The organism is Cupriavidus sp. CP313 (genome assembly GCF_054072015.1).
In genome coordinates this window covers 69,814-94,291 of record NZ_JBSVZB010000032.1, presented here as the reverse complement: position 1 = coordinate 94,291, position 24,478 = coordinate 69,814, and the positions used below count along the sequence as shown (strand labels likewise).

Sequence of the window (24,478 nt, the reverse complement as noted above, 5' to 3'; positions counted from 1 at the left end):
TCATCGCACTGTGCCAATGTTCTTGCAGCAGGCACCAGATGTGTGAGTAGCGCCCCCATGACGGATCACCATTGCTCGATATCGTACGCTGTGGCCGGCTTGCTGTAGTCGACGGACGCCTCAGTGGGTTTCACCGGTGTGCTTTCGCTCTGCCGAACCTGAGAATTCTCTTGCCGATAATTTCTTGGCGCCGGATCCTTTAAGACATTGCCTCGGCGGCTTGCGCCCAACGTTTGCGTTCTTGCGCGTGCAACGATGCGTCGCTGTTCATCCACGGCATCAAACAGCATCGCCTCGCTGACGTATTCATGTCCCTGGGCGCGCAGATGCCGTAATGCGCTGCGTTGCTCCCATAACGAAACGCGTTTGCGGCGCAAGTCCGCAAAGGTCGCCTCGAGGTACTGTTTGCCATCAACGCTGACGAAAATCTTGGAGAGGTCTTCCGGGTGATACCTTGTAATGACCTTCTGCTTGGTTGCCCGCCACGCAGTAAAGATTGGGTGCCAGTACCGAATGTAGAATAGCGTGAGGCCATCCGCCTGGACCGTTCGATAGGTCATCGGCAGGAACTGGATCAGGAAGCGCAAAGCCTCGGCCGCCGTATCGGGAAGCAACCTCGGTGTCACGCCGCCAAGTGTGGCCCACATGGAATAGGGAGTGGCTCCGCGCAACCCCCGGTGCGCATTGTGGTGATAGCGCTGCGCAATCTCCAGGACCAACCACCGCTCGAACTCTCGGATAGTCAGGGATGCCTCCCGTTCAGGCGGCCTGGCCTTGCGCCCCTTCGGGGAGGATCCGGTCGAACCCGGCAAGCTGTGGACTCGCTCCATGAGGGTCCGGTTCAATCGCTCGATATGTCCGCCGAAGTATGGGCGTCCGGCGGGACGGTACATCAACTCCACCCCATACTGGCTACACCCGGAACGCAGCGCCCTGCTCTTGAACTCGGCCACGTTGTCGAGGTGAAGCACTTTCGGGATGCCGTGCATCGGCCATTCGGCACTGACCTCGAGGCTGGCGAGCCAGCTCAACTTGGGGAGAACGACTCGCGTCAACAGGAGAGCGACCGTGGCCGCATTCGGGCGGTCCATTCCCACATACACTCCCACGACACATCGTGTGGCAACGTCAACAGCGAGGCTAAGCCATGGCCTACCTATGGGGCGCCGATATAGCTCATCCACCACGATCACATCGGCCAGCGTGTGATCGACCTGAACGATGTCCATCGGGTAATGCGCCACGAGACTGCCAGGCGGAACTGCTGCCGCCGGTAACGCCGCCAGCTGAAGCGCTTCTTCCTTCTGATGAGCGGCCCATCGCCGTGAAATGGTTGTCCTGGCCGGTGCGCTAACGCCAGCCGCGGCACAGCGTTTGCGAATTTCAATGGTCAGTTCAAACAGCGAGCGCTGCTGGGGCAGCCATGTCGTTAGAACATCGTTCACGATGTTCTCGACTTGCCCTAGCAGTCGCCCCCTTCCGGATCTTGGACCACGAGCATATGGCTTCAGCTCACGACAGGATCGGCAAGGAATCGCTGCCGCAGACGATAGACCATGGACCGATGCATTCCGAGCAATTTTCCAGCGTACTCAGCTTGCTTGCGCGAGAGCGGCCCTCTTCCAAGGGGACGCAGGACCCGCGCAATGGCAAGCTCACGCTCCGTAGGTTCAGTCATGGAGATACGCAGAACACTTACCGTCAACCCACAGTAGTCGAATTACCGGTCCGTCGAGCCACAGTCGCTGAATTTGTGGTCCTCCGCAGAGAAGGCCGTTGCCTCTACGCAACGGCACCCAGCTCCAGTGCGCGCTTGTGTGCCGCCGGGGTGATCTCGCCAACGAATACCGGCATGGCCCACCCGCGTTGCCGAAGCGCCTCGAAAACAGGGAGAACAGATGGGCGCCTCCCAGCGTCGAGATGCCGATGAAGCCTGCTGGCTGGGAAGGTGTAGAGAGCAGACGGCGGGCACCTACGGCCGCAAGGCTATGGTGAAGGTGTGCTCCAGCCCACAAACAGCGCATGCGCTGGCGGCGAAAGCCGACGAAAATCCCTCGCCGAAAGGCATGCCGGTTCGATTCCGGCTTCGGGCAAGTGCTAATCAATGTTAAACAAAAGCCGCCCCCACACAGATAGGGGCGGCTTTCCGAAATGGTATTCAGGGTTGTTCGATGCCTGCCCTTGTCTGCAAGGCTGTGGGCACCTCGTGGCGCATGCGGGCAGGCGTCGGACAAGCCTCGACCTGCGACGCAAGAAGCGGGGCGTCGGATGTTATCCGGGCTGCGAGCACGAACCAGCTGGCAGGAGCGACTAATCGCCAGTCGCGGCCTCGGCATCACGCGTTCGCACCACCACTTCCGAGTGAAGCGTCCTATGTACCGGGCACTTCTCCGCAATCGCCAGCAATGCGGCGCGTTGTGACGCGTCGAGTGGACCTCTCATGAGTATCTCCCGCTCGATCCAATCCATTCTTCCTTTCTTCGTTGCACAATCCGCGCAATCCGTAGCATGAATCTTCTCGTGCCGAAGGGACACGGCCACGTGCTCCAGTGGCAGCCCTTTGCGCTCCGCGTACATGCGCATCGTCATCGCCGTGCATGCGCCCAGCGCGGCAAGCAGGAGGTCGTAAGGTCCAGGCCCGCCGTTCAGTCCGCCGAAGGCAACCGGTTCGTCAGCCACCAGGCGATGCGGGCCGACAACTACGCGCTGCTGATACCGTCCAACGTGGTTCTCCTCTACGCGTACCAGGCCCTCCTCGGCCACGGCGGCCGGAAGACGGGATGTATCGATACCGAGGTACCGCTGACTCCACGCGGCGATCGTGTCGGCTACATAATCTGCATCTTCCTTACGCGTCAGCAAGTGGTCTGCCGTATCAAGGGAAATGAAGCTTTTCGGATGCCTGGCAGCACTGAAGATATGCGTCGCGTTCTCGATGGCGACGGTGTCATCGTTTGGTGCGTGCATGACCAGCAGGGCTTTGTGCAGCTTGGAGACACTCCCCAGCAGGCTTTGTTCTCTCACATCCTCTATGAACTGACGCTTGATTCGGAATGGGCGTCCGGCAAGCAGCACCTCCGCCTCGCCCTTGGCTTCAATGCGCGCGGTATGGTCTTGAAACAGGCCGACCACATGACTTGGGTCGCTCGGTGCGGCGATGGTCACGACCGCCTTGACCTCAGGCATTCCGCCGGCTGCGCTCAGCACTGCCGCGCCGCCAAGGCTATGGCCTATTAACAGGGCAGGAGCCTGAAAGTTCTCTCTCAGATAGCTTGCTGCCGCGTGCAGGTCGGCTACGTTTGAAGAGAAATTCGTGTTGGCAAAGTCTCCTCCACTGCCGCCAAGGCCTGTGAAGTCAAAGCGCAGGACGGCAATGCCGTGCGCCGTGAGCGATTGCGCAACCCGGCTTGCGGCCAAAGTGTCCTTGCTGCAGGTGAAGCAATGCGCGAACAGCGCGAACGCCCCGACCGGCCCTTCTGGCGTGTCCAACCGTGCGGCGAGCTGCTGGCCGTCGCTTCCAGGAAATTGCAGACGCTGGGGATTCATGATTTCCTCGTCCGTGGTCTAGGCCGAAATCGACAGTCGTAGACGACCTGGCTCGGGGCATCTGAGCCGGCGCGCATCAGGTATGCGTCACCAGTATGGCCCCACAATTGCGCGCAGGTGTCCGGGTTTCCCCACCTTGAGCTGAGGAAGCGATTCCGGCCGCCGCTCGCCTCTGGCCGAGCGCTGCTGCGCGAGGTCCGGCTCATAGTTGGCTTGGCTTGCAGCGCCATCGAAAAGCGCGATGCTGATACCGGCTCGCTCCGGCCGCACAACGAGGTCGGCACCGATGAGGCTAGTCGGTTCACTCCGCAACGGATCAATGAGTCACCTACAGTGCGCTCGTGCCCTCGGAGCGGTTCCTTCTCACTACTTCGTGTCGTCCAGCTTGACCGCAAAACCGCGTTGCACTCCAGGACGCGCCCATAATGCCTCATACCAGCGCTTGACGTTCGGAAACTGACTGAGGGAAACCTGATGGCGCTCATGCCGCCAAGCCCAGCCAAGAATTGCGAAATCGGCCACGGACAGCTCTCCGGCGACGAACTCCACGTCTGCAAGCCGGCGGTCCAGCACCCCATAGAGGCGGTACGTTTCCTCCGAGTAGCGCTTGAGGCCATAACGCCGATCCACTTCGGACTCGACCATGCGGAAGTGATGGACCTGGCCGGGCATCGGACCAAAGCCGCCCATCTGCCACATCAGCCATTCGAGCACCGGTACACGCTCGCGCAAGCTTGCAGGCAGGAATCTGCCGGTCTTTTCGCCGAGATAGAGCAGGATCGCGCCGGATTCGAAGACGCTTATCGCCTGACCGTCTGGACCTTCCAGGTCGACGATTGCCGGGATCTTGTTGTTCGGACTGATGCGCAAGAACTCCGGCGCAAATTGCTCACCCTTCGAAATATTCACCGTCCTGACCGTGTAGGGCAAGTTCATTTCCTCGAGCGCGACGCTGATCTTGCGTCCGTTCGGCGTATTCCAGGTGTGCAGCAAGATACTCATGAGATGCAATCCTTTAGATTCGGCGCGCTGACTGGCACGGTTACCACTACACCTTTCGCCTTTCGCCTTTCGCCTTGCCATCATAGTCGTATCGCTACCGTGGTTATCATTTTCGCCACCTGAACAGTTTGGACCATCTGGCAAGGCCTGCAGCGGGTGATGGACTTCGCCGTCGGCCTCAGGTTCGCCCGTGAACTGGACGACTAAATTGTGTGTAATCAATTGGCTCAAGGGGGCATGCCAAGATACGGGCAATCCGCTATCGTAAGCACCAGGAAATCGCTGATTAATGGCTCTTGCGTCGACGCGCTTCGCCCACCTTGCATCCGATTTCCGCGATGCGGATGGCGAAGCCCAAAAGAAGATAGTCCACCCGGCTTTCAATGTCCGTGCCGTCCCCCGCCGCGGCGCATGCCTTAGTCGAGGTCGGCCTCGAAGGCCTCCCACAGCGTATCGCGCCGTTGCAGACAGGCAGAGTTGGGCAGCGCCCTCGGGATGTACCGTATGTGAGGACCCTCTGTGAGGTCCCCTCCTGTGGCCCGCTGATTCCTGGGTGAGTTCGCTGAGCCGAGACTTGATTTCCGCTTGCAGACGCTCCGTCCCCTCGTGCTTTGGAATGGTACGCAGCATCTCCTTTAGGCAATCGAGCTGCTCGCGGGGCTGCCTTGCCAGCCGATAGGCTTGCTCGGCCCGTTTGTACTCGGGAGAGAGGTTTGCTGGCATGGTTCCGTCAGCGCAATGCAGATCTGCGGGCACTGGGCCCTTTTCCGGTGGCCCGCGCCTTGTCGCGGCTCGTGCCAAGTGGCCCCAGCGACGCGATGCTCGCGGCCAACCCGCTCGTCACCGCCGCCATGCGATGATAGTCAAGCGTCGCCGGGACATCGTGCGCGGTGTGGTAGTGCGGATTGCGCAGATAGGCAGTGTCCGTCACCATGACGGCCGGATAGCCTTGGCGCCAGAAGGAGAAATGATCGCTCAGGGCGACCCCGGGCACCCACCACGGCAGCGCCGCTGCTTCGACCGGAAAACCGGATGAGGTCCGGAATGCGTCCACAATCCATCGCAAGTGGCGCAATGAGCGAAGATTGGAAACGAAGGCGATAAAGTTGCCGCGTTCTGGATAGAAGTAGCGCAGCAGTGGCGGATACCTTTGTGTGCCGGGTTCGTCCCGGTAGGACCAGGGCAAAGTACGTGCTCGGCCTGACCGCCACCCCGATTCGACGTGATGGCCAGCAGCCCATCATCTTCATGCAGTGCGGGCCTATCCGGTACACGGCGGCGAAGCCGGCCAGCTCACCTCACACCTTGGAGGTCGTACCGCACACATGCCTTTCGCGAATCGAGCTGCCGACAGCGTCTGGAATTCAGGATGTATTCCGGCACCTGGTCCACGATCAGGCCCGCACTGACGCCATCGCTGCAGAAGTGCTCGAGGCCTTCAAGCAAGGCCGCAAGATTTTGCTGCTGACAGAACGCACCGAACATCTCGACGCCATCCAGGCTGCGTTGGACGGGCAAATTTCCCCCCTATTTGTGCTGCACGGACGGATGGAAGCAGAAACGCGCCGCATTGATCACGGCGCTCGACGCCCTGCCAGCTGACGCGCCTCGTGTCTTGCTGGCGATCGGCAAGCTGGTTGGTGAAGGTTTCGACCACCCGCCACTCGACACCCTGGTGCTGGCGATGCCTGTGTCGTTGGAACCCTGCAACAGTATGCGGGCCGGCTGCACCGGGAACATGCCGATAAGACCGACGTACGGATCATCGATTTTGTCGACACTGGCCACGCGGCATTACTGCGGATGTGGGAGAAGCGCCAACGAGGGTACCGGGCAATGGGGTATCGGATGGTGGGAGGGGCCGGGACAGAGTGATTGTTTCCCTGCAGTTGGGTTCCTGCGAGCGCTTCTTCGCCGATTCCCCCCCGCACGCATGGGTTGCCGTCCACGCCGCAGCCGGGGAAAAGCCGCCCGCAGGAGCGGCACCGCCTCGGATGGACCAGCAAGGCATAAGGCGCCGCACGCCAAGCGAATGGCATTTCCGCACCGATCGAGGACCGCATCCGAGATTGACGCCAAGCCTGATCGCGGCCCTACTCTTCCAGCCAGGTATGCTGTTCCCCGTCCGCATCCTCGCCGATCTGGGCCGCATGGGCCGCTGCCTGTTCGAGCCAAGGCGCATCGGCCTTGGGAACGACCAGCATCGTCAAACCAGTCCGTCCATCACACGCAGGACGCTCGAAGTTGACGCTCTTGCCGTTCTCCAGCTTGGACAGCATGTCGATGGAGACACCGCAATGCCTCGCCGCCTGGTCAATTGGTATCCCTTCCCCTGCCCGGCTTGCTCGAATGCGATCGCCCAGTTGGTGAATGGTGCGAATCGTCGCCGTATACCGCAGAAAAAGTGCCACCAGTTCGCAAGCAAAAGTGCCACCTCTGTCCGTCAAGTTGACGGTGTCGGAAGAATTTCCTTGCAGTTCAATAGGTTGGGTGAAACGAAGCGAAAGTGTCACTGGCTGGCTCTCGTGGTGCCGGTAGACGATTTCGACTTATCCCTCCTGCTCCAGCGCGCTTCCAGGTCGGCGATGAGCAAGGCGAAACGTTCCAGGTGCGTACGAGGGTCGCTTGCGCGCCAGCACCGACAACGGTTTCCAATGTCGCCGAGATCAGGTTGGTGGCGTTGGGCGATTGCCGGTGCCAGCGTCATCATCAAGGCCAGCTAGGATATTGTCGGGGACGTGTCGGCAGGGCGTCTGGAAACGGTGCTGGAACAACATATTGCCGAGGATATGCACCGGTACGCGGTCTATCCCGGACACCGCGAAGGCACGCGCCGGCTGCGTGCGTTCATCGAATACATTTCCGAAAGGCTGGACGCTCAGGATCGGTGAACCCCGCGCCTGGCGAGCGGACGATCCCGCTCACTCCTCGCCGAGGATGGCCCGGTTGCGGGCCTTGATCGATTCGGCGGTTCTCTCGGTCGCGCCCTCGCCAGGTTGCAGACGGACATCGCGTAACCCAAGCGTGCGCGTGCCTACGCGCAATTCCACCGGCTCGACGGGCAGGCCGGTGCTGTGCTCGACGAGCTGTATCGGCGCCTCGTGCCCACACCACTTGTCACCCCATTGCATCAGCGCGACCAGTACCGGGTAGAGCGCTTCTCCCTTTTCGGTCAGCCGATATTCGGCACGCTTCTCGAAGCCCTCGGCTAGCACGCGCTCGAGAACACCGACCTCCAAGAGGCGGTTCAGTCGCGCGGTCAGCACATTGCGTGCGATGCCAAGACGACGCTGGAAGTCGTCAAAGCGCGTCGTGCCCAGCGTGCACTCTCGCACGATGAGCAGGCTCCACCACTCGCCGACCTCTTCGAGCGAGCGCGCGATCGAGCAGTTCATGCCATCAAAAGTTTTGCGATACATGGCATCGATGGTAGCCAAGAAAGTTGCGTCGCGCAACTTAAGCCGGTATAGTAAGTTTCATCACGAAACTTATAGGGTCGCTTGGCCCGCAATCGGCCTCGCGCCGTGAAGGATTTCCAGATGGATAGACGTCTCCTCATCCTGGCCGGCGGCATGTTCGCGATCGGCACCGACAGCTTTGTCGTCGCTGGCGTGCTGTCGCAGGTATCCGCGTCGCTCAATGTGTCCGTCGCGTTGGCCGGGCAAATGGTCACGCTCTACGCGCTGAGCTATGCGCTGCTGTCGCCGGTCATCGCCGCGGCGGCAGCGCACTGGCCGCGCAAGCGTTTGCTGCTCACCGGTCTGGCAGTTTTCGTGCTGGGCAATGTCATCACAGCTGTGGCGCCGAGCATTGAGCTTGTGCTGGCAAGCCGGCTGCTGGCCGGCCTGGGCGCGGCCATGTTCAGCCCGACGGCGACGGCCACCGGTGCATCGCTGGTGCCACCCGAGCAGCGTGGCCGCGCGCTCGCCATCGTCATCGCCGGACTGTCCAGCGCAACGGCGCTGGGCGCGCCGCTGGGCACCTTCATCGGAGGCTGGCTGGATTGGCGCGCGACGATGTGGTTCGTCGCCGTTGTCGGCACGCTGGCCGCTGTTGGCGTGGCCTGGCGCCTGCCGGACATCCCGACCCTGCCGGCCGTCAGCCTTGCGCGCCGACTGGCGCCGCTGGGCGATGCACGCGTGCTGCTGACGCTGCTGACCACCTGGCTTGCGTATGCGGGCCTCTTCCTGGTCTACACCTACATCGGTCTGAGTTTCGACCGAGCCACCGGCGGCGACACGCGCGTATTGGCCGCGCTACTTCTGCTCTGGGGCATGGCGGCGACGATCGGCAACCTGGCCGCCGGCCGGCTGACCGACCGCTTCGGTAGCCGACGCATCATCAACGCGGCCATCGCCGCCGTCGCACTGGACTTCGCGCTGCTGCCCTGGACCTCGGCCTCGCTCGCGACCGCCGTGCCCGCCCTCGTCGTCTGGGGCCTGTGCGGCTGGGGCCTGCTCGTGCCACAGCAGCACCGCCTGATCAGCATCACGCCCTCCGCGGCGCCGCTGCTGCTGGGGCTGAATTCGGCCGCTGTATATATCGGCGTGTCGATGTCGGGCCTTATCGGCGGCGCGGCAATCACTTGGCTCGACCGTCACGCGCTCGGCCTCGTCGGCGCGGCCTTCATTGCGGTTGGATTGGTCGTCGCCGAATGGGCACAGCAGCGTATTGTGGCAGCGAATCGTCATTCGGCTAGCACAGCCATCGCGCCTTCCAACACAGCCCGCTGATGCAATAGCGCACGCTCGAGTCGATACGCATGCTTGCCCGCAGTACGCGTCCCGGCTTGGCCACTGTATTCCCCTCCTTTTCGGACCGCTCGGCCCGGCGGGCGACGTTCGGCCCTGATTTTTGGCTTTTCCAGTTGAAGAAACCCGACGAAACACGGAGTGAAGAAAGATGAATCAGCAGTCTCGACGCACGCTGATCGCCATTGCCATCGTGGCAATCCTGGGCGCCGGCGTAGCTACCTCGGTTCTGCGTCCCTGGCACGGCGGGGAAGCACAGGCCACCACGCCGCCACCCGCGCCGGCGGTGGAAGTGGCGGCCGCAGTGGGCCAGACCATCACCGAATGGGATGAGTTCTCGGGCCGGCTCGAAGCCGTGGACCGCGTGGAAATCCGGCCGCGCGTATCCGGCACCATCGAGACGGTGCATTTCCGCGACGGCTCGATTGTGAAGAAGGGCGATCCCCTGTTCACGATCGATCCGTGGCCGTATGCGGCGGAAGTTGCACGCGCCGAAGCCGCCCTTGCTGCGGCACAGGTGCGGGCCTCGCATGCGCAAACGGAAAAGGCCCGTGCCCAGCGCCTGCTCGACGACAACGCGATCTCGCGTCGTGAATTCGATGAACGCGTCAACGCGGCCAGCGAAACCTTGGCCGACATGCACGGCGCACAGGCCGCACTGGAAGCGGCACGGCTGAACCTGGGCTACACGCGCATCGTGGCGCCGGTCGCGGGCAAGGTATCGCGTGCGGAGATCACTGTGGGCAACCTCGTCGCCGCGGGTGCCGCCGCGCCGCCGTTGACGACAGTGGTGTCGGTCTCGCCGGTGTATGCGGCCTTCGAAGTCGACGAGCAGAGCTACCTGCGCTACACGGCGCCGGGCGCTGCCGGCGGCAAGGACGGACTGCCGGTGTACCTGGGCCTGGCCGACGAGGATGGCCATCCGCACAAAGGCAAGATCCAGTCGGTGGACAACCGCCTCGACCCGCGCAGCGGCACGATCCGCGTGCGCGCGGTCTTCGACAACGAAGACGGCCGCCTGCTGCCGGGCCTGTACAGCAAGGTCAGGCTCGGAGGCGGCGCGCCCCACCCGGCCGTGCTGGTCAACGATCGCGCGATCGGTACTGACCAGGGCAAGAAGTTCGTGCTGGTCGCCGACAAGGCCAACAAGCTCGCGTATCGCGAAGTGGAGCTGGGGTCGACGTATGAAGGCCTGCGCGTGATCCGCAAGGGCCTGGAGCCGGGCGAGACCATCGTCGTCAACGGCCTGCAGCGCGTGCGGCCGGGCGATACGGTGGTGCCGAAGAGCGTCGCGATGGCCTTTCGCCGCGAGCTCGAACCGCGCCCCAATGCGCCGGACCGCAGGCAGGCTGCGCAACAGCAAGCTGAAACACCCGGAGTGAGCTGAGCCCAGCCAGGCCCGCCAGACAATCTCCCCCTTGCAACTGCAGGTGGCGTCCGCTCCGGCGGAGCGCCAGGGGAACCACTTTCGCCGAGACCAGTATGAACCTCTCGAAGTTCTTTATCGATCGCCCGATTTTCGCGGGCGTGCTGTCGGTGCTGATCTTCCTGATCGGCGCCATCTCGGTGTTCAAATTGCCGATCTCGGAGTACCCGGAAGTGGTGCCGCCTTCGGTGGTGGTGCGCGCGCAGTTCCCCGGCGCCAACCCCAAGGTGATTGGCGAAACCGTAGCCACGCCGCTGGAAGAGCAGATCAACGGTGTCGAGGACATGCTCTATATGTCGTCGCAGGCCAACAGCGACGGCAACCTGACGCTGACGGTGACCTTCAAGCTGGGCACCGATCCGGACAAGGCGCAGCAGCTGGTGCAGAATCGCGTCGCGCAAGCCGAGCCACGCCTGCCTGAAGATGTGCGCCGCCTGGGCATCACCACGGTCAAGAGCTCCCCGGACCTGACCATGGTGGTGCCTGGGCATCACCACGGTCAAGAGCTCCCCGGACCTGACCATGGTGGTCCACCTGGTCTCGCCGAACAACCGCTACGACATGACGTACCTGCGCAACTACGCGGTGATCAACGTCAAGGACCGCCTGGCCCGGATCCAGGGCGTGGGCCTTGTCAAGCTGTTCGGCTCGGGCGACTACTCGATGCGGGTCTGGCTGAACCCGGAAAAGATCGCCGAGCGGCACCTGACCGCTTCGGACGTGGTCAAGGCCATCCGCGAGCAGAACGTGCAGGTGGCGGCCGGGGTGATCGGGCAATCGCCGTCGCTGCCCGGAACCGACCTGCAACTGTCGGTGAACGCGCAGGGCCGACTGCAAACCGTGGAGGAGTTCGGCGACATCATCGTCAAGACCTCGCCGGACGGTGCGGTGACCTACCTCAAGGACATCGCGCGCATCGAGCTCGGTGCATCGGAGTATGCGCTGCGCTCGCTGCTCGACAACCAGTCGGCGGTGGGCCTGCCGATCTTCCAGTCGCCGGGCTCGAACGCGCTGCAGATCTCGGCAGACGTGCGCAAGACGATGGAGGAGCTGAAGCAGAACTTCCCGGAGGGTCTCGACTACCGCATCGCGTACGACCCCACCCGCTTCGTCCAGCACAGCATCGATGCGGTGGTGCATACGCTGTTCGAGGCCATCGCGCTGGTGGTGCTGGTGGTGATCCTGTTCCTGCAGACCTGGCGCGCGTCGATCATCCCGCTGCTGGCAGTGCCGGTGTCGATCGTCGGTACCTTTGGCCTGATGCATGCGTTCGGCTTCTCGATCAACGCGCTGTCGCTGTTCGGGCTGGTGCTGGCGATCGGGATCGTGGTCGATGACGCGATCGTGGTGGTGGAGAACGTCGAGCGCAATATCGAGGAAGGGCTGACGCCGAAGGAGGCGACCTACAAGGCCATGCGCGAAGTCAGCGGCCCCATTATCGCCATCGCGCTGACGCTGATCGCCGTGTTCGTGCCGCTGGCCTTCATGACCGGTCTGACCGGCCAGTTCTACAAGCAGTTCGCGCTGACGATCTCGATTTCGACCATCATCTCGGCGTTCAACTCGCTGACGCTGTCGCCGGCGCTGGCGGCACTGCTGCTGCGCAATCACGACGCGCCCAAGGACTGGCTGTCGCGCTGAATGGACCGTGTGTTCGGCGGCTTCTTCAAGCGCTTCAACCAATTCTTCGGCCGCAGTGCCGAAAGCTACGGCCGTGGCGTGAAGGGGGTGATCCGTCGCAAGGGTTCTGTGTTCGGCGTCTACGCGGTGATGCTCGTGGCCGCCTGGGCCGTGTTCCAACTGGTGCCCAAGGGCTTCGTGCCGGCGCAGGACAAGCAGTACCTGGTCAGCTTTGCCAGGCTGCCGGATGGCGCCACGCTGGACCGCACCGAGGACGTGATTCGCCGCATGTCGGAGACCGCACTCAAGCATCTGGGCGTGCAATCGGCGGTGGCTTTCCCGGGCCTGTCGATCAACGGCTTCACCAACAGCCCGAACGCCGGCATCTTGTTCGTCTCGCTCAAGCCGTTCGAGCAGCGCAAGAGCAAGGAATTGTCCGGCAAGGCGATCGCGGCTGACCTGAACAAGCAGTTTGCCTCGATCCAGGATGCGTATATCGGCGTGTTCCCGCCGCCGCCCGTGCAGGGCCTCGGCACGATCGGCGGCTTCAAGATGATCATCGAAGACCGCGCCGCGCTGGGCTATGACGCGCTGTTCGATGCGACCAAGGCGTACCTGGCCAAGGCGCGTGCCACGCCCGAGCTGGCCGGTGTCTTCAGCAACTACCAGGTCAACGTGCCGCAGCTCGACGTGCAGCTCGACCGGACCAAGGCCAAGCAGCTCGGCGTGCCCGTGACCGACGTGTTCGACACGCTGCAGACCTACCTGGGCTCGGCCTACGTCAACGACTTCAACAAGTTCGGCCGGACCTACCAGGTCCGGGTGCAGGCGGACGCCCAGTTCCGCCAGCACGCCGAGGACATCCTGCAACTGAAGGCCCGCAGCGCGAATGGCGAGATGGTGCCGCTGTCGTCGCTGGTCAAGGTGAAGCAGGGCTTTGGTCCGGACAGCGTGATCCGCTACAACGCCTTCACGGCGGCCGACATCAACGGCGGTCCGGCGCCCGGCTTCTCGTCGGGCCAGGCGCAGGCGGCCGCCGAGCGCATCGCCGCCGAGACGCTGCTCAAGGGCATCGGCTTCGAATGGACCGAGCTGACCTACCAGGACATCCTGGCCGGCAACGCGGGGGTCTGGATCTTCCCGCTGTGCGTGCTGCTGGTGTTCCTGGTGCTGGCGGCCCAGTACGAGAGCCTGACGCTGCCGCTGGCGGTGATCCTGATCGTGCCGATGAGCCTGCTGGCCGCCATCACCGGCGTGTGGCTCACGCGGGGAGACAACAACATCTTCACGCAGATCGGTTTCATCGTGCTGGTCGGGTTGTCAGCGAAAAACGCGATCCTGATCGTCGAGTTCGCACGAGAACTGGAGCACCACGGCCGCAGCATCGTGCAGGCCGCGATCGAGGCCAGCCGCCTGCGGCTGCGCCCGATCCTGATGACCTCGTTCGCGTTCATCATGGGCGTGGTGCCGCTGGTGGTATCGAGCGGTGCCGGTGCCGAGATGCGCCATGCGATGGGCGTGGCGGTGTTCGCGGGCATGCTCGGCGTGACCTTCTTCGGGCTGTTCCTGACGCCGGTGTTCTACGTCGCGTTGCGCCTGCTGGCCACCCGCGGCCAGCGGCGCACGGCGCACCAGGCCCAGGGCGCACAGGTGACCGCCTCGGCTGAATGATGGTGAATAACATGAATGCCTTTACGATTCCGGCCAATCAATTCCTGCCGAAACTCGCCACCCTGGCAGCCGCGCTGTTCCTGGCCGGCTGCTCGCTGGCCCCGACCTACAAGGTGCCGGAAACGGCCACCGTGCCGGCCTTCAAGGAAGCCGAGGCCGCGCAGGCCGAAGGCGCGCAATGGAAGACCGCCACGCCGGCCGAAGGCCAGCAGCGCGGCGAATGGTGGAAGGTCTTCGGCGATGCCGATCTCGACCGGCTGATCGAAGCAGCCAACACCTATAACCAGGATCTCGCTGCGGCCGCGGCGCGCCTGAAGCAGGCCCGCGCGTTTACGGGCGCGACCGAGGCTGACCTGTATCCGCAACTGAGTGTTGGCCTCGATCCGACCCGTTCACAGCCGTCGGCCGCTTCGCGGGGTCTGCCCGACGGGACGCGTGTACCCGCGCAAACCGTGCTCAAGGCGCGCATGTTTGCCGGTTATGAGCTTGACCTGTTTGGCCGCGTGGCCAGCAGCGTCAACGCGGCGCGGGCCGAAGGCGAGGCTGCCGAGGACCTGTATCGCTCGGTGCAACTGGCGCTGCAGGCCGATACTGCACAGGCGTACTTCGCGCTGCGCACGCTCGACAGCGAGCGCGATCTGCTCAACGCCACCGTCAAGCTGCGCGAGGATGCGCTGTCGCTGCTGAAGAAGCGCTACGACGCCGGCGAGACCACCGACCTCGATCCGGCCCGTGCCGAAGCCGAACTCGGTACCGCGCGCGCCGACCTGGCCAGCGTCGAGCGCCGTCGCACCAACCAGGAGCATGCGTTGGCCGTGCTGACCGGCGTGGCGCCGGCGCAGTTTGCACTTGCCGCACGGCCGTTCGACACGGCGCCGGTGGCGATCCCGGCGGGCCTGCCGTCGGTACTGCTCGAGCGCCGTCCGGACATCGCCGCAGCAGAGCGCCAGATGGCGGCTGCCAATGCGCGCATCGGCGTTGCCAAGGCCGCGTTCTTCCCGCGCATTACGCTGACCGGGCTGTTCGGCTTCGAATCGGCGGATCTGTCGAACCTGTTCAAGTGGTCGTCGCGCGCATGGCTGCTCGGGCCGCTGGTCGGTACGACCATCGCCCAGACCGTGTTCGACGGCGGCCGCAACAGCTCGAACCTGGCCGGTGCGCGTGCGGCGCATGAGGAAAGCGTCGCACGCTACCGCCAGACGGTGCTGGTGGCGTTCCGCGAGGTCGAAGATAGCCTGGGCGATGTGCGCTGGCTCAGTCAGCAAGCCCAGGCGCTGGACAGCGCTTTGGCTGGCGCGAAGCGTGCGCAGCGCATCTCGCGCAGCCGCTATGACGCCGGCGCGGTCGACCACCTGACCGTGATCGACGCGGACCGCACCGTGCTGCAATCGCAACGCGAGGCCAACGCGGTGGCCGGCCTGCGCGCCGCGGCGACGGTGTCGCTGGTGCGCAGCCTGGGCGGCGGCTGGGGACCGTTGCCCGAAGCGCTGGCGAAGAACTGACGAAGCCTGTAGGTCTCCAGCAGCGCCGGGGTAGCCCGGCCGTCCTGCACCATCTGCAACTTCAATGTAGGCAGGCCGCTGGTGGTGGCGATCGAGGCGTAGCCAGAGTTATTGCGCAAGGAACCGGTGCGCCGTGCTGCACACCCTGGTGGAAAATGCAGTGGCAGCACCTCGCTCACCCGCATTCATGGAAATGAAGGGCGAGGCTTCGAAGCGGTGCGCACCGCGCGGGCGGACGAGCGCAACCGGCTCCGCTATGTGCAGAGAATCTTCCATAAGATCAATGCCTTACGAGCGGGATTCGAAGTCTAGGATGCCAATTGACGAAATTAATACGGACTTATGCGAATTGACGACTTTGCTTCGCGGGGAGTGCAAGCAATATTGTCAATTCGCCTCCCGGACCTCTATATACAGCGCGGGTTCCAGGCAGATTCCGGAGTGACAGAATCGCTTTGTTGTACGATAAAGCGGTCCGTGCGAGGAGCGGCATGAAGCGATCTGGCTCGACGCGTAAAGCTCAAGATCATTCCGGCCACTGCGCTACCGGTCGATGGCGGAGCCATTTGGCGCAAAGATGGCGAGCTGCCGGATCGATTTCACGGTGGCTCGCCTGTGGATGGGCAGACGGTGCTCGTATTGGACACCGTCTGCGATGCGATCATCGGCAATCCGTGGCGACGGGAGTCGGTATCAGGCCAGCGCGCCGTCGGTGTAGACGTCACGGTTGCCGATGCTCGCGGTTAAACCATCGCGATTGCTGATGCGTGCGCCGTCCGTGTAGACATCACGGTTTGTGAGGTGAGCGCCGTCTGTATAGGAGCTGCGCTGATCGTTGACGCGAGAGGTGTAGCCGTACGCTTCGCCGGCCTCTTGCGGGGTGGCCTGGGCAACGCCCATTACGAAAGCGGCGGCAATAGCAGCGGCGGTCAGGATGGTCGTGGCGTTCATGATGTTTTCCTTGCGATGGGGCCGGCGATGCTGTTTGGGTAGCTGATCTAGGGCCATGTCTGTGTTGCGTAGTAAGCAGCTCTCTCCCCGTCCTCGTTGGCATCTACCTCCAAAAAAAGACCGCCTCCGGTACTGACAAAGTGCTTGGTAATGCATGGACCGCTTGCGTTGCTGCCGTTGGTGTGGCCGCTGCGTCGCTGTCCATGGCCTGCATACTATCTACTACTAGATAGATAACAAAGACGGATCTGTCTCAGCTTTGTAGGGCGATGCTGTGGAGTGACGCATCAAGTCACCAGATTCAAGTAGATGACCCGGGTGTCCCCAACTGTCTGCTCACAAAGTCTGCGAACGTCTTTACTTTCGCTGAATGGCGGCGTTGCTGTGGGCTAACGAGATGAATCGGCATGGGCACCGCCTCCCAGTCAGGCAACAGACGCTGCAATTCTCCACTTGCGAGTTCCTCGTCGAACAGCCAGGTTGGTGAATATCCGATCCCCATCCCCGCCAGCAAAGATGCTCGCATGACCTCGCTGCTGTTGGTCTGCAGATTGCCCTGAACACGCACCACACGCCTGGTGCCGACCGGTTCCTCCGAACCCGGGCCGGCGGTAAAGCTCCATTCGTTGCGAGACACGGTTTCCGTATAAACGATGCAATTATGAGCGGAGAGATCCTCCGGCGCATGCGGCGGCTTGAGCCCCGCCGGCAGCCTGCGCAGGTACTTGCGATGCGCTACAAGCATCCGATGGGTAGTCCCGACACGCCTCGCGACCAGACTGCTGTCAGATAGCTCTCCAATGCGCACGGCTACGTCGATGCCAAGTTCGACAAGGTCGATGAAACCGTCGTGCAGCCGAAGGTCGATTTTTACGTTGCGGTGTTCGGCCAAGAATGCCTGCACGATGGGCATAAGCTTGCGCCGACCAAAGCCCACCGACGCGGCCACTCGCAGCCATCCGGTCAGTTGCTGCTCCCCAGTGCGCAACGCGCCTTCCGCCTCCGCAATTTCCTCCACTAGCCGGCGTACATGCTCGAAGTAGCGCTCACCTTCATCGGTGAGTGCGAGCGATCGCGTCGTCCGCGTAAGCAACTTAGCGCCAAGGTCGGCCTCGAGCGCCGCCACCTGCTTGCTGATGGCACCTTGCGTGACGTCGGCCTCGTGGGCGACCGCCGAAAAGCTTCCCGCCTCCACTACGCGGACGAACGTACGCATCGCCTGGAGTTTGTCCATATTTATTCCCACTAGGAATTAGTTATATGAGCATACACCACCTAAATCTTCGACCGGGAATCAACCATAGTTGTCTCACGCAAACGCTGCAGCACGCAAACGGCGGCGCAAATTGAATGGAGACTCACATGAACAAGCCCGTAATCCTGATCACTGGTGCATTGACCGGCATCGGCCGTGCGACAGCGCTGGCGTTTGCTCGCGATGGCGGTCGCCTCGTTGTGAGTGGTCGCCGCGAGGAGGCAGGCCAAGAACTGGCGGCTGAGTTGCGCGCGCTCGGCGCCGAGGCTGAGTTCGTCCATGCTGATGTGCGCTTTGAAGTCGAGGTTCGCAATCTCATAGAACGCACCGTCGAACGCTTCGGCCGCATCGACGTCGCTGTGAACAATGCAGGCACCGAAGGTGAAAGCTTGCCCCTGACAGACCAATCGGCCCTCAACTATGAGGAGACCTTCACCACCAATGTGCTAGGCACACTACTTTCCATCAAGCATGAAATGCGCGTGATGCTGGCTCAAGGTGGCGGCTCGATTATCAACCTGTCATCCGTTGCCGGCCAGGCTGGCATTGCAGGAGCGTCGGTCTACGTCGCCAGCAAGCACGCCGTGGAGGGCCTTACGAAGAGCGCTGCGCTCGAAGGTGCAAGTGCCGGTGTGCGCGTGAATGCAGTGGCCCCGGGGCCCGTCGCAACGGACATGCTGGATCGCTTTACCGGCAACAACGAAGGTGCCAAGTCCGGCTATTTGGACACCATCCCAGCGCGCCGGGCTGCCCAGCCCGACGAAATCGCGCAAACCATCGTTTTCCTGGGAAGCGACAAGGCGCGCTACCTCACCGGCCAATCGATAGCCGTCGATGGCGGCTATCTCGCCCAATAAACCAGTTTCCCCAACCCACTCTGAAAAGAGCTCAATCATGACCGTAATCAACGTACCGACCCGCGAAGAAGTCTCCCCGTCCAACCAGGCAATCTTCGACAAACTCAAGAGCACGCTCGGTATGGTGCCCAACCTGTATGCGACGCTTGCCCACTCAGAGCACGCACTTGGCAACTACCTGGCGTTCCAAAATGGCGACAGCAGCGTTACGGGCAAGGCTCGCGAAGTCGTGAACCTGGTCGTCAGTCAGGTCAACGAATGCGAATACTGCCTTGCGGCACATACCGCCATCGGCAAGATGCATGGCTTCACGGACGGGCAAATCCTGGAGATTCGAGCCGGCGCAGCGACCTTTGATGCAAAGCTGGACGCGCTGGCGCGCCTGACGCGCAATGTCGCTCAGAATCGTGGCCACGCCGACCAGGCGCTCGTCGACGCGTTCTTCGCAGCCGGCTGGAACAAGGCAAACCTTGTGGATGCGATTGTCATCATCGGCGACAAGACCGTGACCAACTATCTGCACGCGACCACGCAAGTGCCGGTGGATTTCCCCGCCGCTCCGAAGCTGCACGCCTGAGCTACGCCTAGCAACGAGGCACCACAAAGCATCAAGAGCGCCTGGCCTCTCCCTAAGGGGAGGGCCAGCGTTGCCTCACACGCCAAGCAAGCCGCTGAATAAATGCAGCAAGTTGTTCTTACTGGAACGATAGCGGCAACACTTTTCCACCCGTAACAATTTGCGATGCCTCCTGCGCAGGCGGCTGCTAGCCGCCTTATTGCGATCGACCATGGCGACGTCCCTATGCCCTCCTGGCATTTACCCAGGCCGCTTCAGATTCTGCGGCCACCGTCCGAGGCGCTACAAAGGAGACTTTTCGTTGTTATGCAGGAGTAATTGGAATGGATGCGCGACCCGCGCGCTCGAGATTGTCTGCGTCAGCCCCCCTCCCGCAACGCACATCTACGCTTGGCGAGCGCTGGTCGGACTCCCCGGCGCTGAGCGCGGGGAGCAGCTGGACACTTATGGGAATTAGATGAAGGTAAACAACTCGTGCTGCGGCAGACGCGACTTTGGAAGATCGGCGTTGAAGTCGGCTTCGCTTCGGTATCCTAGGGACACGAGCACGACACTCGTCAAACCACGTTCACGAAGCATCAACTCCCGATCGAGGGCGGCAGCGTCGAAGCCCTCCATCGGCGTCGCATCAATTCCCTGGATCGCTGCACCCAGCAACAAACCACCAAGTGCAAGATAGACCTGCTTCTCCATCCATTGAGGAACGTCGCGACGCTCATAGCGATGCGTGTTGATATATGCTCTGCGCCCCTTGTCCTGGGTCTCCTTGGAGCCAGGCACCTTGAACCGGCCGTCGATGCTCTCTTGCTCCAGGAGCGCGTCCAGGTGAGCATCGTCCATACCAACGCGCATGCACAACGCGATAACGTGCGACGCATTTCTCACCTTAGGATTGTTGTACTCGTACGCACCCGTGGTCGCCTTTGCTATCCGCTCCCGGCCGGCGGAGGTCGATGCCACCACAAAATGCCATGGCTGCGAGTTGACTGAGGATGGGCTGTTGTGCAGCAGCGTGAGCAGCGCGTCGACCTCCTGCGTGGGCAAAGCTCTCCCGCCTTCATAGGCTTTGACAGCGTGACGCGAACGGACTGCATGGATAAGATTCATGGTGGACTCCCGCGTGAAAGATACGGAAGCTTCAGTGCAGAGGAGCCTTCAAAAAAGCAGGAAACTGAGATAAGACTTTTACTGCTGGAGTGAAAATGATCAGGCTTGATGATCTACAGCTTTTCGTACGCACGGCTGCTCTTGGGAGCTTTTCGAATGCGGCCAGGGAGGCCGACTTGCTTCCCGGACAAGTCAGCGCAGCCATCCGACGTCTAGAGCGCGAGCTCGAAATCAGACTCTTTGCCCGATCGACACGCAGCCTGAGATTGACTGCGGAGGGCGAACAATACCTGCCATACGCGGACGACGTCCTCGCAATGCTAAGGCAAGGGCGGGACCGGCTGCGCGGAGAGCACCAGGTCCTGCAGGGAACCTTAAAGATCGCAGCGCCCTCGGACTTGGGGCGAAACATCCTGCTTCCGTTGCTCACCGAATTTCGGCAGTCGCACCCTAAACTCGTGCTCAGGCTATCCCTGTCCGATCAGCTAGCAGACGTATTCCGCGATCCCATAGACATCGCGATTCGCTACGGCATGAACGAGAACGCCACGTATGTGGCCCTACCGCTCGCTGAAAATAACAGACGTGTTCTCGTTGCCTCGCCAGAGTACCTCCAGCACCATGGACGGCCAACGGCGCTCGAGGATCTTTCCGCTCATCAGTGCTTGCCCTTTGCACGCGGGGGCCGGATCTACGACCGATGGATATTCCCCGCTGCGGGTGCCCGCAGGCAAATCACGGTCAAAGGCACATTGATTTGCGACGATGCGGATATCGCGAGGAAATGGGCAATCGATGGCAGGGGTATTGCGTACAAGTCATGGATCGACGTCTGCCACGATGTCGAACACGGCCGGCTCGAGCTGCTGCTGCCTGAGCAGCCCGGCGAACTGGCGCCTCTCAACCTGGTGTGCCCTCACCGTCAGCAGTTCTCGCCGGCGGTGAGATACTTGCACGCGGCACTGCGCGATTACTTGTCCGCCCTGAGCGCGAGGATGCCAGTCAAGGCAGACCTTCAAAGGCGACTGACCGCAGGCAGCGAGAAGGATATCGCAGTCTAGGACCAGAACTAGCCTGCAGCGAGCGATTGAGGAAATCGAGCCCGCCCTGCCCCCAGTACGGTTCGCGACTGGCTTCGTGAACGATTTGAAGGTCTCGGCCGCTCAACGGACGCCGAGGAGCTGGCGTTGTATATCTTGATGCTAAGCCAAGGGATCGCCATGCTGTCCAATGCGCTAGGCGACCGCGACTACGTGCAACGTGAAGTGGAACGCGTGGAGAACTGGATCGCGATGCAATTTCCACTTGCCAACGGTGGGAACAAGAACTTGAGCCAGAGCAACTGCTCCACGTCCGTTCGATCCAAGTTCAATAGCCTGCACCAAGAGCAAAAGGGGAAGGGAACTATCCTTTCCCCTCTCTGAACAATCCGATCTTGTCAGCGTCGTCGACGATCGACGATACAGTAAACCTACACGCTCACCGGCCGCCCAGACTCCAGCGACTCCGCCGTTGCAGATAAGACCGCAACGTTCTCTACCATCTGTTCCATCAGAATCGGATAGGGCGCCCCCGCGGTAAGGGATCTGGAGAATGCCTCCAGATTGTCTCGCACCGAGTCATTCCAATCGAACGTGGTCAAGCGTTGTTCGCCGTTGGCCATCTTAACCTCCAACGTGCTTGTGCCCCGTGCATCCGGGTGAGCCAAGTTTCGCACCTCCGCCCACCCAGCAGATCCAAACACGGCAAAGCGCATGTACAGGGGAGTCTCCAGGACCGAGTTCATGTACGCTGTCGCCCCCGATGCGAACCGCAGCTGGAGTGAGATTGTATTGCCATCAGCGCCATCAACCCGGGGCGACGTCGCATAAGCTTCAGAAGCTTCGCCAAACAGATCCAGAAACAGATCGGTCAGATGGACACCCGTGCCGGTCATTGCTACAGGCGCAATTTGTCTGTCCACGAAACGCCAGCTGTCAGTGCTCACTCCTACCAGCTTGTCGTGGCTAAAGTTTCCCTCGGCGTGGACGACTTTGCCCAATTCGCCGGACTTCGCGAGGGTCATGAGCTTCGCAATGGCGTGTTCGAAGCGACGTTCATGGCCGATTCCCAGCCCGACACCAGCCCGCCTGCAAGCTACGACGCAACGTGTCGCATCAGCCACGGTCAGAGCCAAGGGCTTTTCACAGAAGACATGTTTGCCGTGAGCCGCCGCTTGCAGTACCTGCTCGGCGTGGAGGCTATGAGGCGTTGTCAGGACGACAACTTGAATTTCCTCATCCGTTAGCGCAGCCTCGTAGTTAGTCGTAAAGGTAACACCATGCTCGTCAGCCACGGCACGGTGTGCCTCCCGGCTGCCTACCGCGACCGTAAACCTCAGGTCTTTCGACTCGGCCATCTGCTTCAGTATGTGTTTTCCCCACCAGCCAAGCCCCACAATTGCTGCGTTCAACGTCATGATCAAACTCCAATAAAGTGCGCGCCGGCAACCCATGCCAGCTGGGATAGTTACGGGGATGAGCGGAAGTTCGCACAAACCCTCAGGCCGGTTAGATGGGCACTTCCAATGCGGTCATGCGAGGCGGTGCGATGACTCAGTGCCACGCAACCCGCCGCTTTGCCGATTTCAGAAAGCCGAGCCTCCGCCACGGCTTTGCCTGTCTCCGTCTCCGGTAGCGGCAGGTACCAATCGACTGCGGAGCTCCAAAGCCTTCTTACTCACTCGAGGGTCGAGAAGCGCCGCGCTTGAGCTCGATTTCCTATGAGAGGGAACGCGCCTCGCATTGCGCTGGATTGTTGCAGTGCAGTGTCTCCATCTTTCATGTAGTTATCGCCTCTTGTCGGTGGATGGCGCGGGTCATTCATGCACCGAATGCCTTTACCACCCTTGCATCAAGTTTCGTCTTCAACTACTGTTACCGCAAACGTAAATATCTCCGCTCTTGCATGAGTTCCGCGAATGAACCCCCGCCGACTGACTCCCTCCATGTCATTACTGGTGGCATTTGAAGCCACGGCTCGCCACTTGAGCTTTACTCGTGCCGGTGAAGAACTCTCCCTTACGCAAAGTGCTGTCAGCCGCCAAGTCAGGGCGCTGGAAGAGCTTCTTGAGGTCACTCTCTTTCGTCGGGATCAGAGGCAGATTGAGCTGACGGAAGCTGGTGCGTTGTACGCCAGGGAAGTGAACGGCGCGCTTCAGCGCGTCCGAAATGCGTCGCTGCAGGTCATGGCATGCCGCTCTGGTGGTGGCATTCTCCATTTGGCCGCGCTTCCAACGTTCGCCAGCAAATGGCTGCTGCCGCGGCTTAAGGACTTTTACCAGAAGCACCCCGATATCTTCATTCACATGCATGCTCGCATCGGACAGTTCGACCTGGAGCGCGCAGGCATGGACGTGGCCATAGGAGTCGGGGACGGCCATTGGCCTGGACTTCAGTCCTATCCGTTGATTGAGGAAAGGCTCCTCCCCGTAATTAGCCCTGCACTTGCGGCGAGTCAGCCAATTAGCGCGCCTATCGATCTCTCACGCCATTTGCTACTGCAAGTCACCGCGCGGCCGTTCGTTTGGCGACAATGGTTCCAAGCCCACGGTCTACCCGACGCGGTCATGCGGCTTGGGCCGCAGTTCGAACTGACCTCTCATCTGATTCAAGCCGTGGTTGCCGGCATGGGAGTTGGATTGGTCCCGAGCTTCCTGGTCGAGGACGAGTTACGCGAAGGATCCCTGCAACTTGCGCTTGACAGCCCGCTGCGTTCAGGACTGTTCTACCACCTTTTTGTACCGCCACATCTCGCAAATCTTCCCCACATCCTCGCTTTCCGTGATTGGTTGATGACTGCGCGCGAACCGCACGTACATGCCACGGAAGCCGAACGAAGCTTGGACCCCTAAACCGTGCTATTTCCGGAGCACGCTCGGGAACGAAGCCGCTCCGGACGCCCAATCGCTGCGAAACGACCGGAGCGGCTCGACTTTGCTAACATCAGACGGTCAATCGTGACAGATGCGAGACGAAAAGGTCGAGCCGATCCAAATAGTGTCCAAGATATGCCAGATCGATTGGCTGGTTCTCTGGCACCGCAATCTGCACCTACGCGATCAGGCTGCGACGGCATCGACGTAGGACAACCAGGCTCGACAGCACTTCCGCGAGTCTCCCAGTTGATCTCTGCCGTTAGGCCGCCGGCCACCCGTCAAATTGCGGTTCCAATG

At 61.7% G+C, this 24,478-nt stretch carries 19 protein-coding genes and 1 pseudogene; 10 read left to right on the top strand and 10 right to left on the bottom strand.

Features of this window, described 5'->3' with window-relative positions; genetic code table 11:
* Positions 1-65: 65 nt before the first annotated feature.
* From ACW4E8_RS32450 to ACW4E8_RS32435, 4 genes are all read right to left on the bottom strand, one after another.
* Positions 66-1,445 carry a Mu transposase C-terminal domain-containing protein gene (locus ACW4E8_RS32450; RefSeq protein WP_456808250.1) on the bottom strand — a complete coding sequence of 460 codons (1,380 nt, stop codon included), beginning with the start codon at positions 1,443-1,445 and terminating at the stop codon, positions 66-68.
* A gap of 865 nt (positions 1,446-2,310) precedes the next feature.
* Complete coding sequence (locus tag ACW4E8_RS32445) at positions 2,311-3,546, bottom strand: bifunctional alpha/beta hydrolase/OsmC family protein (RefSeq protein ID WP_456808249.1); 1,236 nt, start codon at positions 3,544-3,546, stop codon at positions 2,311-2,313.
* 366 nt (positions 3,547-3,912) lie between these two features.
* On the bottom strand, positions 3,913-4,548 hold the full coding sequence (locus tag ACW4E8_RS32440; protein WP_456808248.1) for a glutathione S-transferase family protein: 636 nt from the start codon (positions 4,546-4,548) through the stop codon (positions 3,913-3,915).
* Positions 4,549-5,278: 730 nt separating this feature from the next.
* Positions 5,279-5,734: a M28 family peptidase gene (locus ACW4E8_RS32435; protein ID WP_456808247.1), complete on the bottom strand. Its 456-nt coding sequence runs from the start codon at positions 5,732-5,734 to the stop codon at positions 5,279-5,281.
* Between the two features lie 5 nt (positions 5,735-5,739).
* Here ACW4E8_RS32435 and ACW4E8_RS32430 point away from each other — a divergent pair, with 5 nt between their 5' ends.
* Complete coding sequence (locus ACW4E8_RS32430) at positions 5,740-6,150, top strand: hypothetical protein (protein ID WP_456808246.1); 411 nt, start codon at positions 5,740-5,742, stop codon at positions 6,148-6,150.
* A gap of 491 nt (positions 6,151-6,641) precedes the next feature.
* Here the strand turns inward: ACW4E8_RS32430 and ACW4E8_RS32425 are convergent, their stop codons facing one another.
* On the bottom strand, positions 6,642-7,061 hold the full coding sequence (locus tag ACW4E8_RS32425) for a helix-turn-helix domain-containing protein (RefSeq protein WP_456808245.1): 420 nt from the start codon (positions 7,059-7,061) through the stop codon (positions 6,642-6,644).
* A 225-nt stretch (positions 7,062-7,286) separates the two neighbouring features.
* Here ACW4E8_RS32425 and ACW4E8_RS32420 point away from each other — a divergent pair, with 225 nt between their 5' ends.
* Positions 7,287-7,439 (top strand): hypothetical protein, encoded by a 153-nt coding sequence (locus ACW4E8_RS32420; RefSeq protein ID WP_456808244.1) that lies wholly within the window; start codon positions 7,287-7,289, stop codon positions 7,437-7,439.
* 30 nt (positions 7,440-7,469) lie between these two features.
* Here ACW4E8_RS32420 and ACW4E8_RS32415 read toward each other — a convergent pair whose 3' ends face one another.
* A complete protein-coding gene (locus ACW4E8_RS32415) occupies positions 7,470-7,985 on the bottom strand; it encodes a winged helix-turn-helix transcriptional regulator (RefSeq protein ID WP_456808243.1) in 516 nt (171 codons plus the stop codon).
* A gap of 102 nt (positions 7,986-8,087) precedes the next feature.
* Here ACW4E8_RS32415 and ACW4E8_RS32410 point away from each other — a divergent pair, with 102 nt between their 5' ends.
* The 4 genes and pseudogenes from ACW4E8_RS32410 to ACW4E8_RS32395 all read left to right on the top strand — a co-directional run bounded on the left by ACW4E8_RS32410 (position 8,088) and on the right by ACW4E8_RS32395 (position 15,518).
* The gene (locus ACW4E8_RS32410) at positions 8,088-9,281 is read left to right on the top strand and encodes an MFS transporter (protein WP_456808257.1); all 1,194 of its coding nucleotides are present in this window, start codon (positions 8,088-8,090) and stop codon (positions 9,279-9,281) included.
* A 169-nt stretch (positions 9,282-9,450) separates the two neighbouring features.
* Entirely contained in the window at positions 9,451-10,686 is a 1,236-nt protein-coding gene (locus tag ACW4E8_RS32405; RefSeq protein WP_456808242.1) for an efflux RND transporter periplasmic adaptor subunit, read from the top strand.
* A 95-nt stretch (positions 10,687-10,781) separates the two neighbouring features.
* Positions 10,782-14,016, top strand: a pseudogene (locus tag ACW4E8_RS32400) (efflux RND transporter permease subunit).
* The gene (locus tag ACW4E8_RS32395) at positions 14,016-15,518 is read left to right on the top strand and encodes an efflux transporter outer membrane subunit (RefSeq protein WP_456808256.1); all 1,503 of its coding nucleotides are present in this window, start codon (positions 14,016-14,018) and stop codon (positions 15,516-15,518) included. The pseudogene ACW4E8_RS32400 and the gene ACW4E8_RS32395 overlap by 1 nt, the downstream one beginning before the upstream one ends.
* Positions 15,519-16,211: 693 nt before the next feature.
* Here ACW4E8_RS32395 and ACW4E8_RS32390 read toward each other — a convergent pair.
* Positions 16,212-16,469 (bottom strand): hypothetical protein, encoded by a 258-nt coding sequence (locus ACW4E8_RS32390; RefSeq protein WP_456808241.1) that lies wholly within the window; start codon positions 16,467-16,469, stop codon positions 16,212-16,214.
* Between the two features lie 301 nt (positions 16,470-16,770).
* A complete protein-coding gene (locus ACW4E8_RS32385; protein ID WP_456808240.1) occupies positions 16,771-17,703 on the bottom strand; it encodes a LysR family transcriptional regulator in 933 nt (310 codons plus the stop codon).
* Positions 17,704-17,831: 128 nt separating this feature from the next.
* On the opposite strand from ACW4E8_RS32385, the gene ACW4E8_RS32380 reads away from it, so the two are divergent.
* Positions 17,832-18,581, top strand: coding sequence for an SDR family NAD(P)-dependent oxidoreductase (locus ACW4E8_RS32380; RefSeq protein ID WP_456808239.1), 750 nt, complete (start codon positions 17,832-17,834; stop codon positions 18,579-18,581).
* A 37-nt stretch (positions 18,582-18,618) separates the two neighbouring features.
* Positions 18,619-19,158, top strand: a complete 540-nt coding sequence (locus ACW4E8_RS32375) for a carboxymuconolactone decarboxylase family protein (RefSeq protein ID WP_456808238.1) — start codon at positions 18,619-18,621, stop codon at positions 19,156-19,158.
* 453 nt (positions 19,159-19,611) lie between these two features.
* On the opposite strand, the gene nfsB is transcribed toward ACW4E8_RS32375, so the two are convergent.
* On the bottom strand, positions 19,612-20,265 hold the full coding sequence (gene nfsB, locus ACW4E8_RS32370; protein ID WP_456808237.1) for an oxygen-insensitive NAD(P)H nitroreductase: 654 nt from the start codon (positions 20,263-20,265) through the stop codon (positions 19,612-19,614).
* A gap of 95 nt (positions 20,266-20,360) precedes the next feature.
* On the opposite strand from nfsB, the gene ACW4E8_RS32365 reads away from it, so the two are divergent.
* On the top strand, positions 20,361-21,326 hold the full coding sequence (locus ACW4E8_RS32365) for a LysR substrate-binding domain-containing protein (protein WP_456808236.1): 966 nt from the start codon (positions 20,361-20,363) through the stop codon (positions 21,324-21,326).
* Positions 21,327-21,736: 410 nt separating this feature from the next.
* Here the strand turns inward: ACW4E8_RS32365 and ACW4E8_RS32360 are convergent, their stop codons facing one another.
* Positions 21,737-22,723 carry a Gfo/Idh/MocA family protein gene (locus ACW4E8_RS32360; RefSeq protein WP_456808235.1) on the bottom strand — a complete coding sequence of 329 codons (987 nt, stop codon included), beginning with the start codon at positions 22,721-22,723 and terminating at the stop codon, positions 21,737-21,739.
* Between the two features lie 501 nt (positions 22,724-23,224).
* Between ACW4E8_RS32360 and ACW4E8_RS32355 the strand changes: the two genes are divergently transcribed.
* The gene (locus ACW4E8_RS32355) at positions 23,225-24,157 is read left to right on the top strand and encodes a LysR substrate-binding domain-containing protein (RefSeq protein WP_456808234.1); all 933 of its coding nucleotides are present in this window, start codon (positions 23,225-23,227) and stop codon (positions 24,155-24,157) included.
* Positions 24,158-24,478 lie beyond the last annotated feature (321 nt).

What these genes read in the sequence shown, in the direction of transcription:
- ACW4E8_RS32445 (WP_456808249.1), bottom strand. Translation starts at nt 3,546, where the DNA reads ATGAATCCCCAGCGTCTGCAATTTCCTGGAAGCGACGGCCAGCAGCTC.
- ACW4E8_RS32440 (WP_456808248.1), bottom strand. Translation starts at nt 4,548, where the DNA reads ATGAGTATCTTGCTGCACACCTGGAATACGCCGAACGGACGCAAGATC.
- ACW4E8_RS32410 (WP_456808257.1), top strand. Translation starts at nt 8,088, where the DNA reads ATGGATAGACGTCTCCTCATCCTGGCCGGCGGCATGTTCGCGATCGGC.
- ACW4E8_RS32405 (WP_456808242.1), top strand. Translation starts at nt 9,451, where the DNA reads ATGAATCAGCAGTCTCGACGCACGCTGATCGCCATTGCCATCGTGGCA.
- ACW4E8_RS32395 (WP_456808256.1), top strand. Translation starts at nt 14,016, where the DNA reads ATGGTGAATAACATGAATGCCTTTACGATTCCGGCCAATCAATTCCTG.
- ACW4E8_RS32390 (WP_456808241.1), bottom strand. Translation starts at nt 16,469, where the DNA reads ATGAACGCCACGACCATCCTGACCGCCGCTGCTATTGCCGCCGCTTTC.
- ACW4E8_RS32385 (WP_456808240.1), bottom strand. Translation starts at nt 17,703, where the DNA reads ATGGACAAACTCCAGGCGATGCGTACGTTCGTCCGCGTAGTGGAGGCG.
- ACW4E8_RS32380 (WP_456808239.1), top strand. Translation starts at nt 17,832, where the DNA reads ATGAACAAGCCCGTAATCCTGATCACTGGTGCATTGACCGGCATCGGC.
- ACW4E8_RS32375 (WP_456808238.1), top strand. Translation starts at nt 18,619, where the DNA reads ATGACCGTAATCAACGTACCGACCCGCGAAGAAGTCTCCCCGTCCAAC.
- nfsB (WP_456808237.1), bottom strand. Translation starts at nt 20,265, where the DNA reads ATGAATCTTATCCATGCAGTCCGTTCGCGTCACGCTGTCAAAGCCTAT.
- ACW4E8_RS32365 (WP_456808236.1), top strand. Translation starts at nt 20,361, where the DNA reads ATGATCAGGCTTGATGATCTACAGCTTTTCGTACGCACGGCTGCTCTT.
- ACW4E8_RS32360 (WP_456808235.1), bottom strand. Translation starts at nt 22,723, where the DNA reads ATGACGTTGAACGCAGCAATTGTGGGGCTTGGCTGGTGGGGAAAACAC.
- ACW4E8_RS32355 (WP_456808234.1), top strand. Translation starts at nt 23,225, where the DNA reads ATGAACCCCCGCCGACTGACTCCCTCCATGTCATTACTGGTGGCATTT.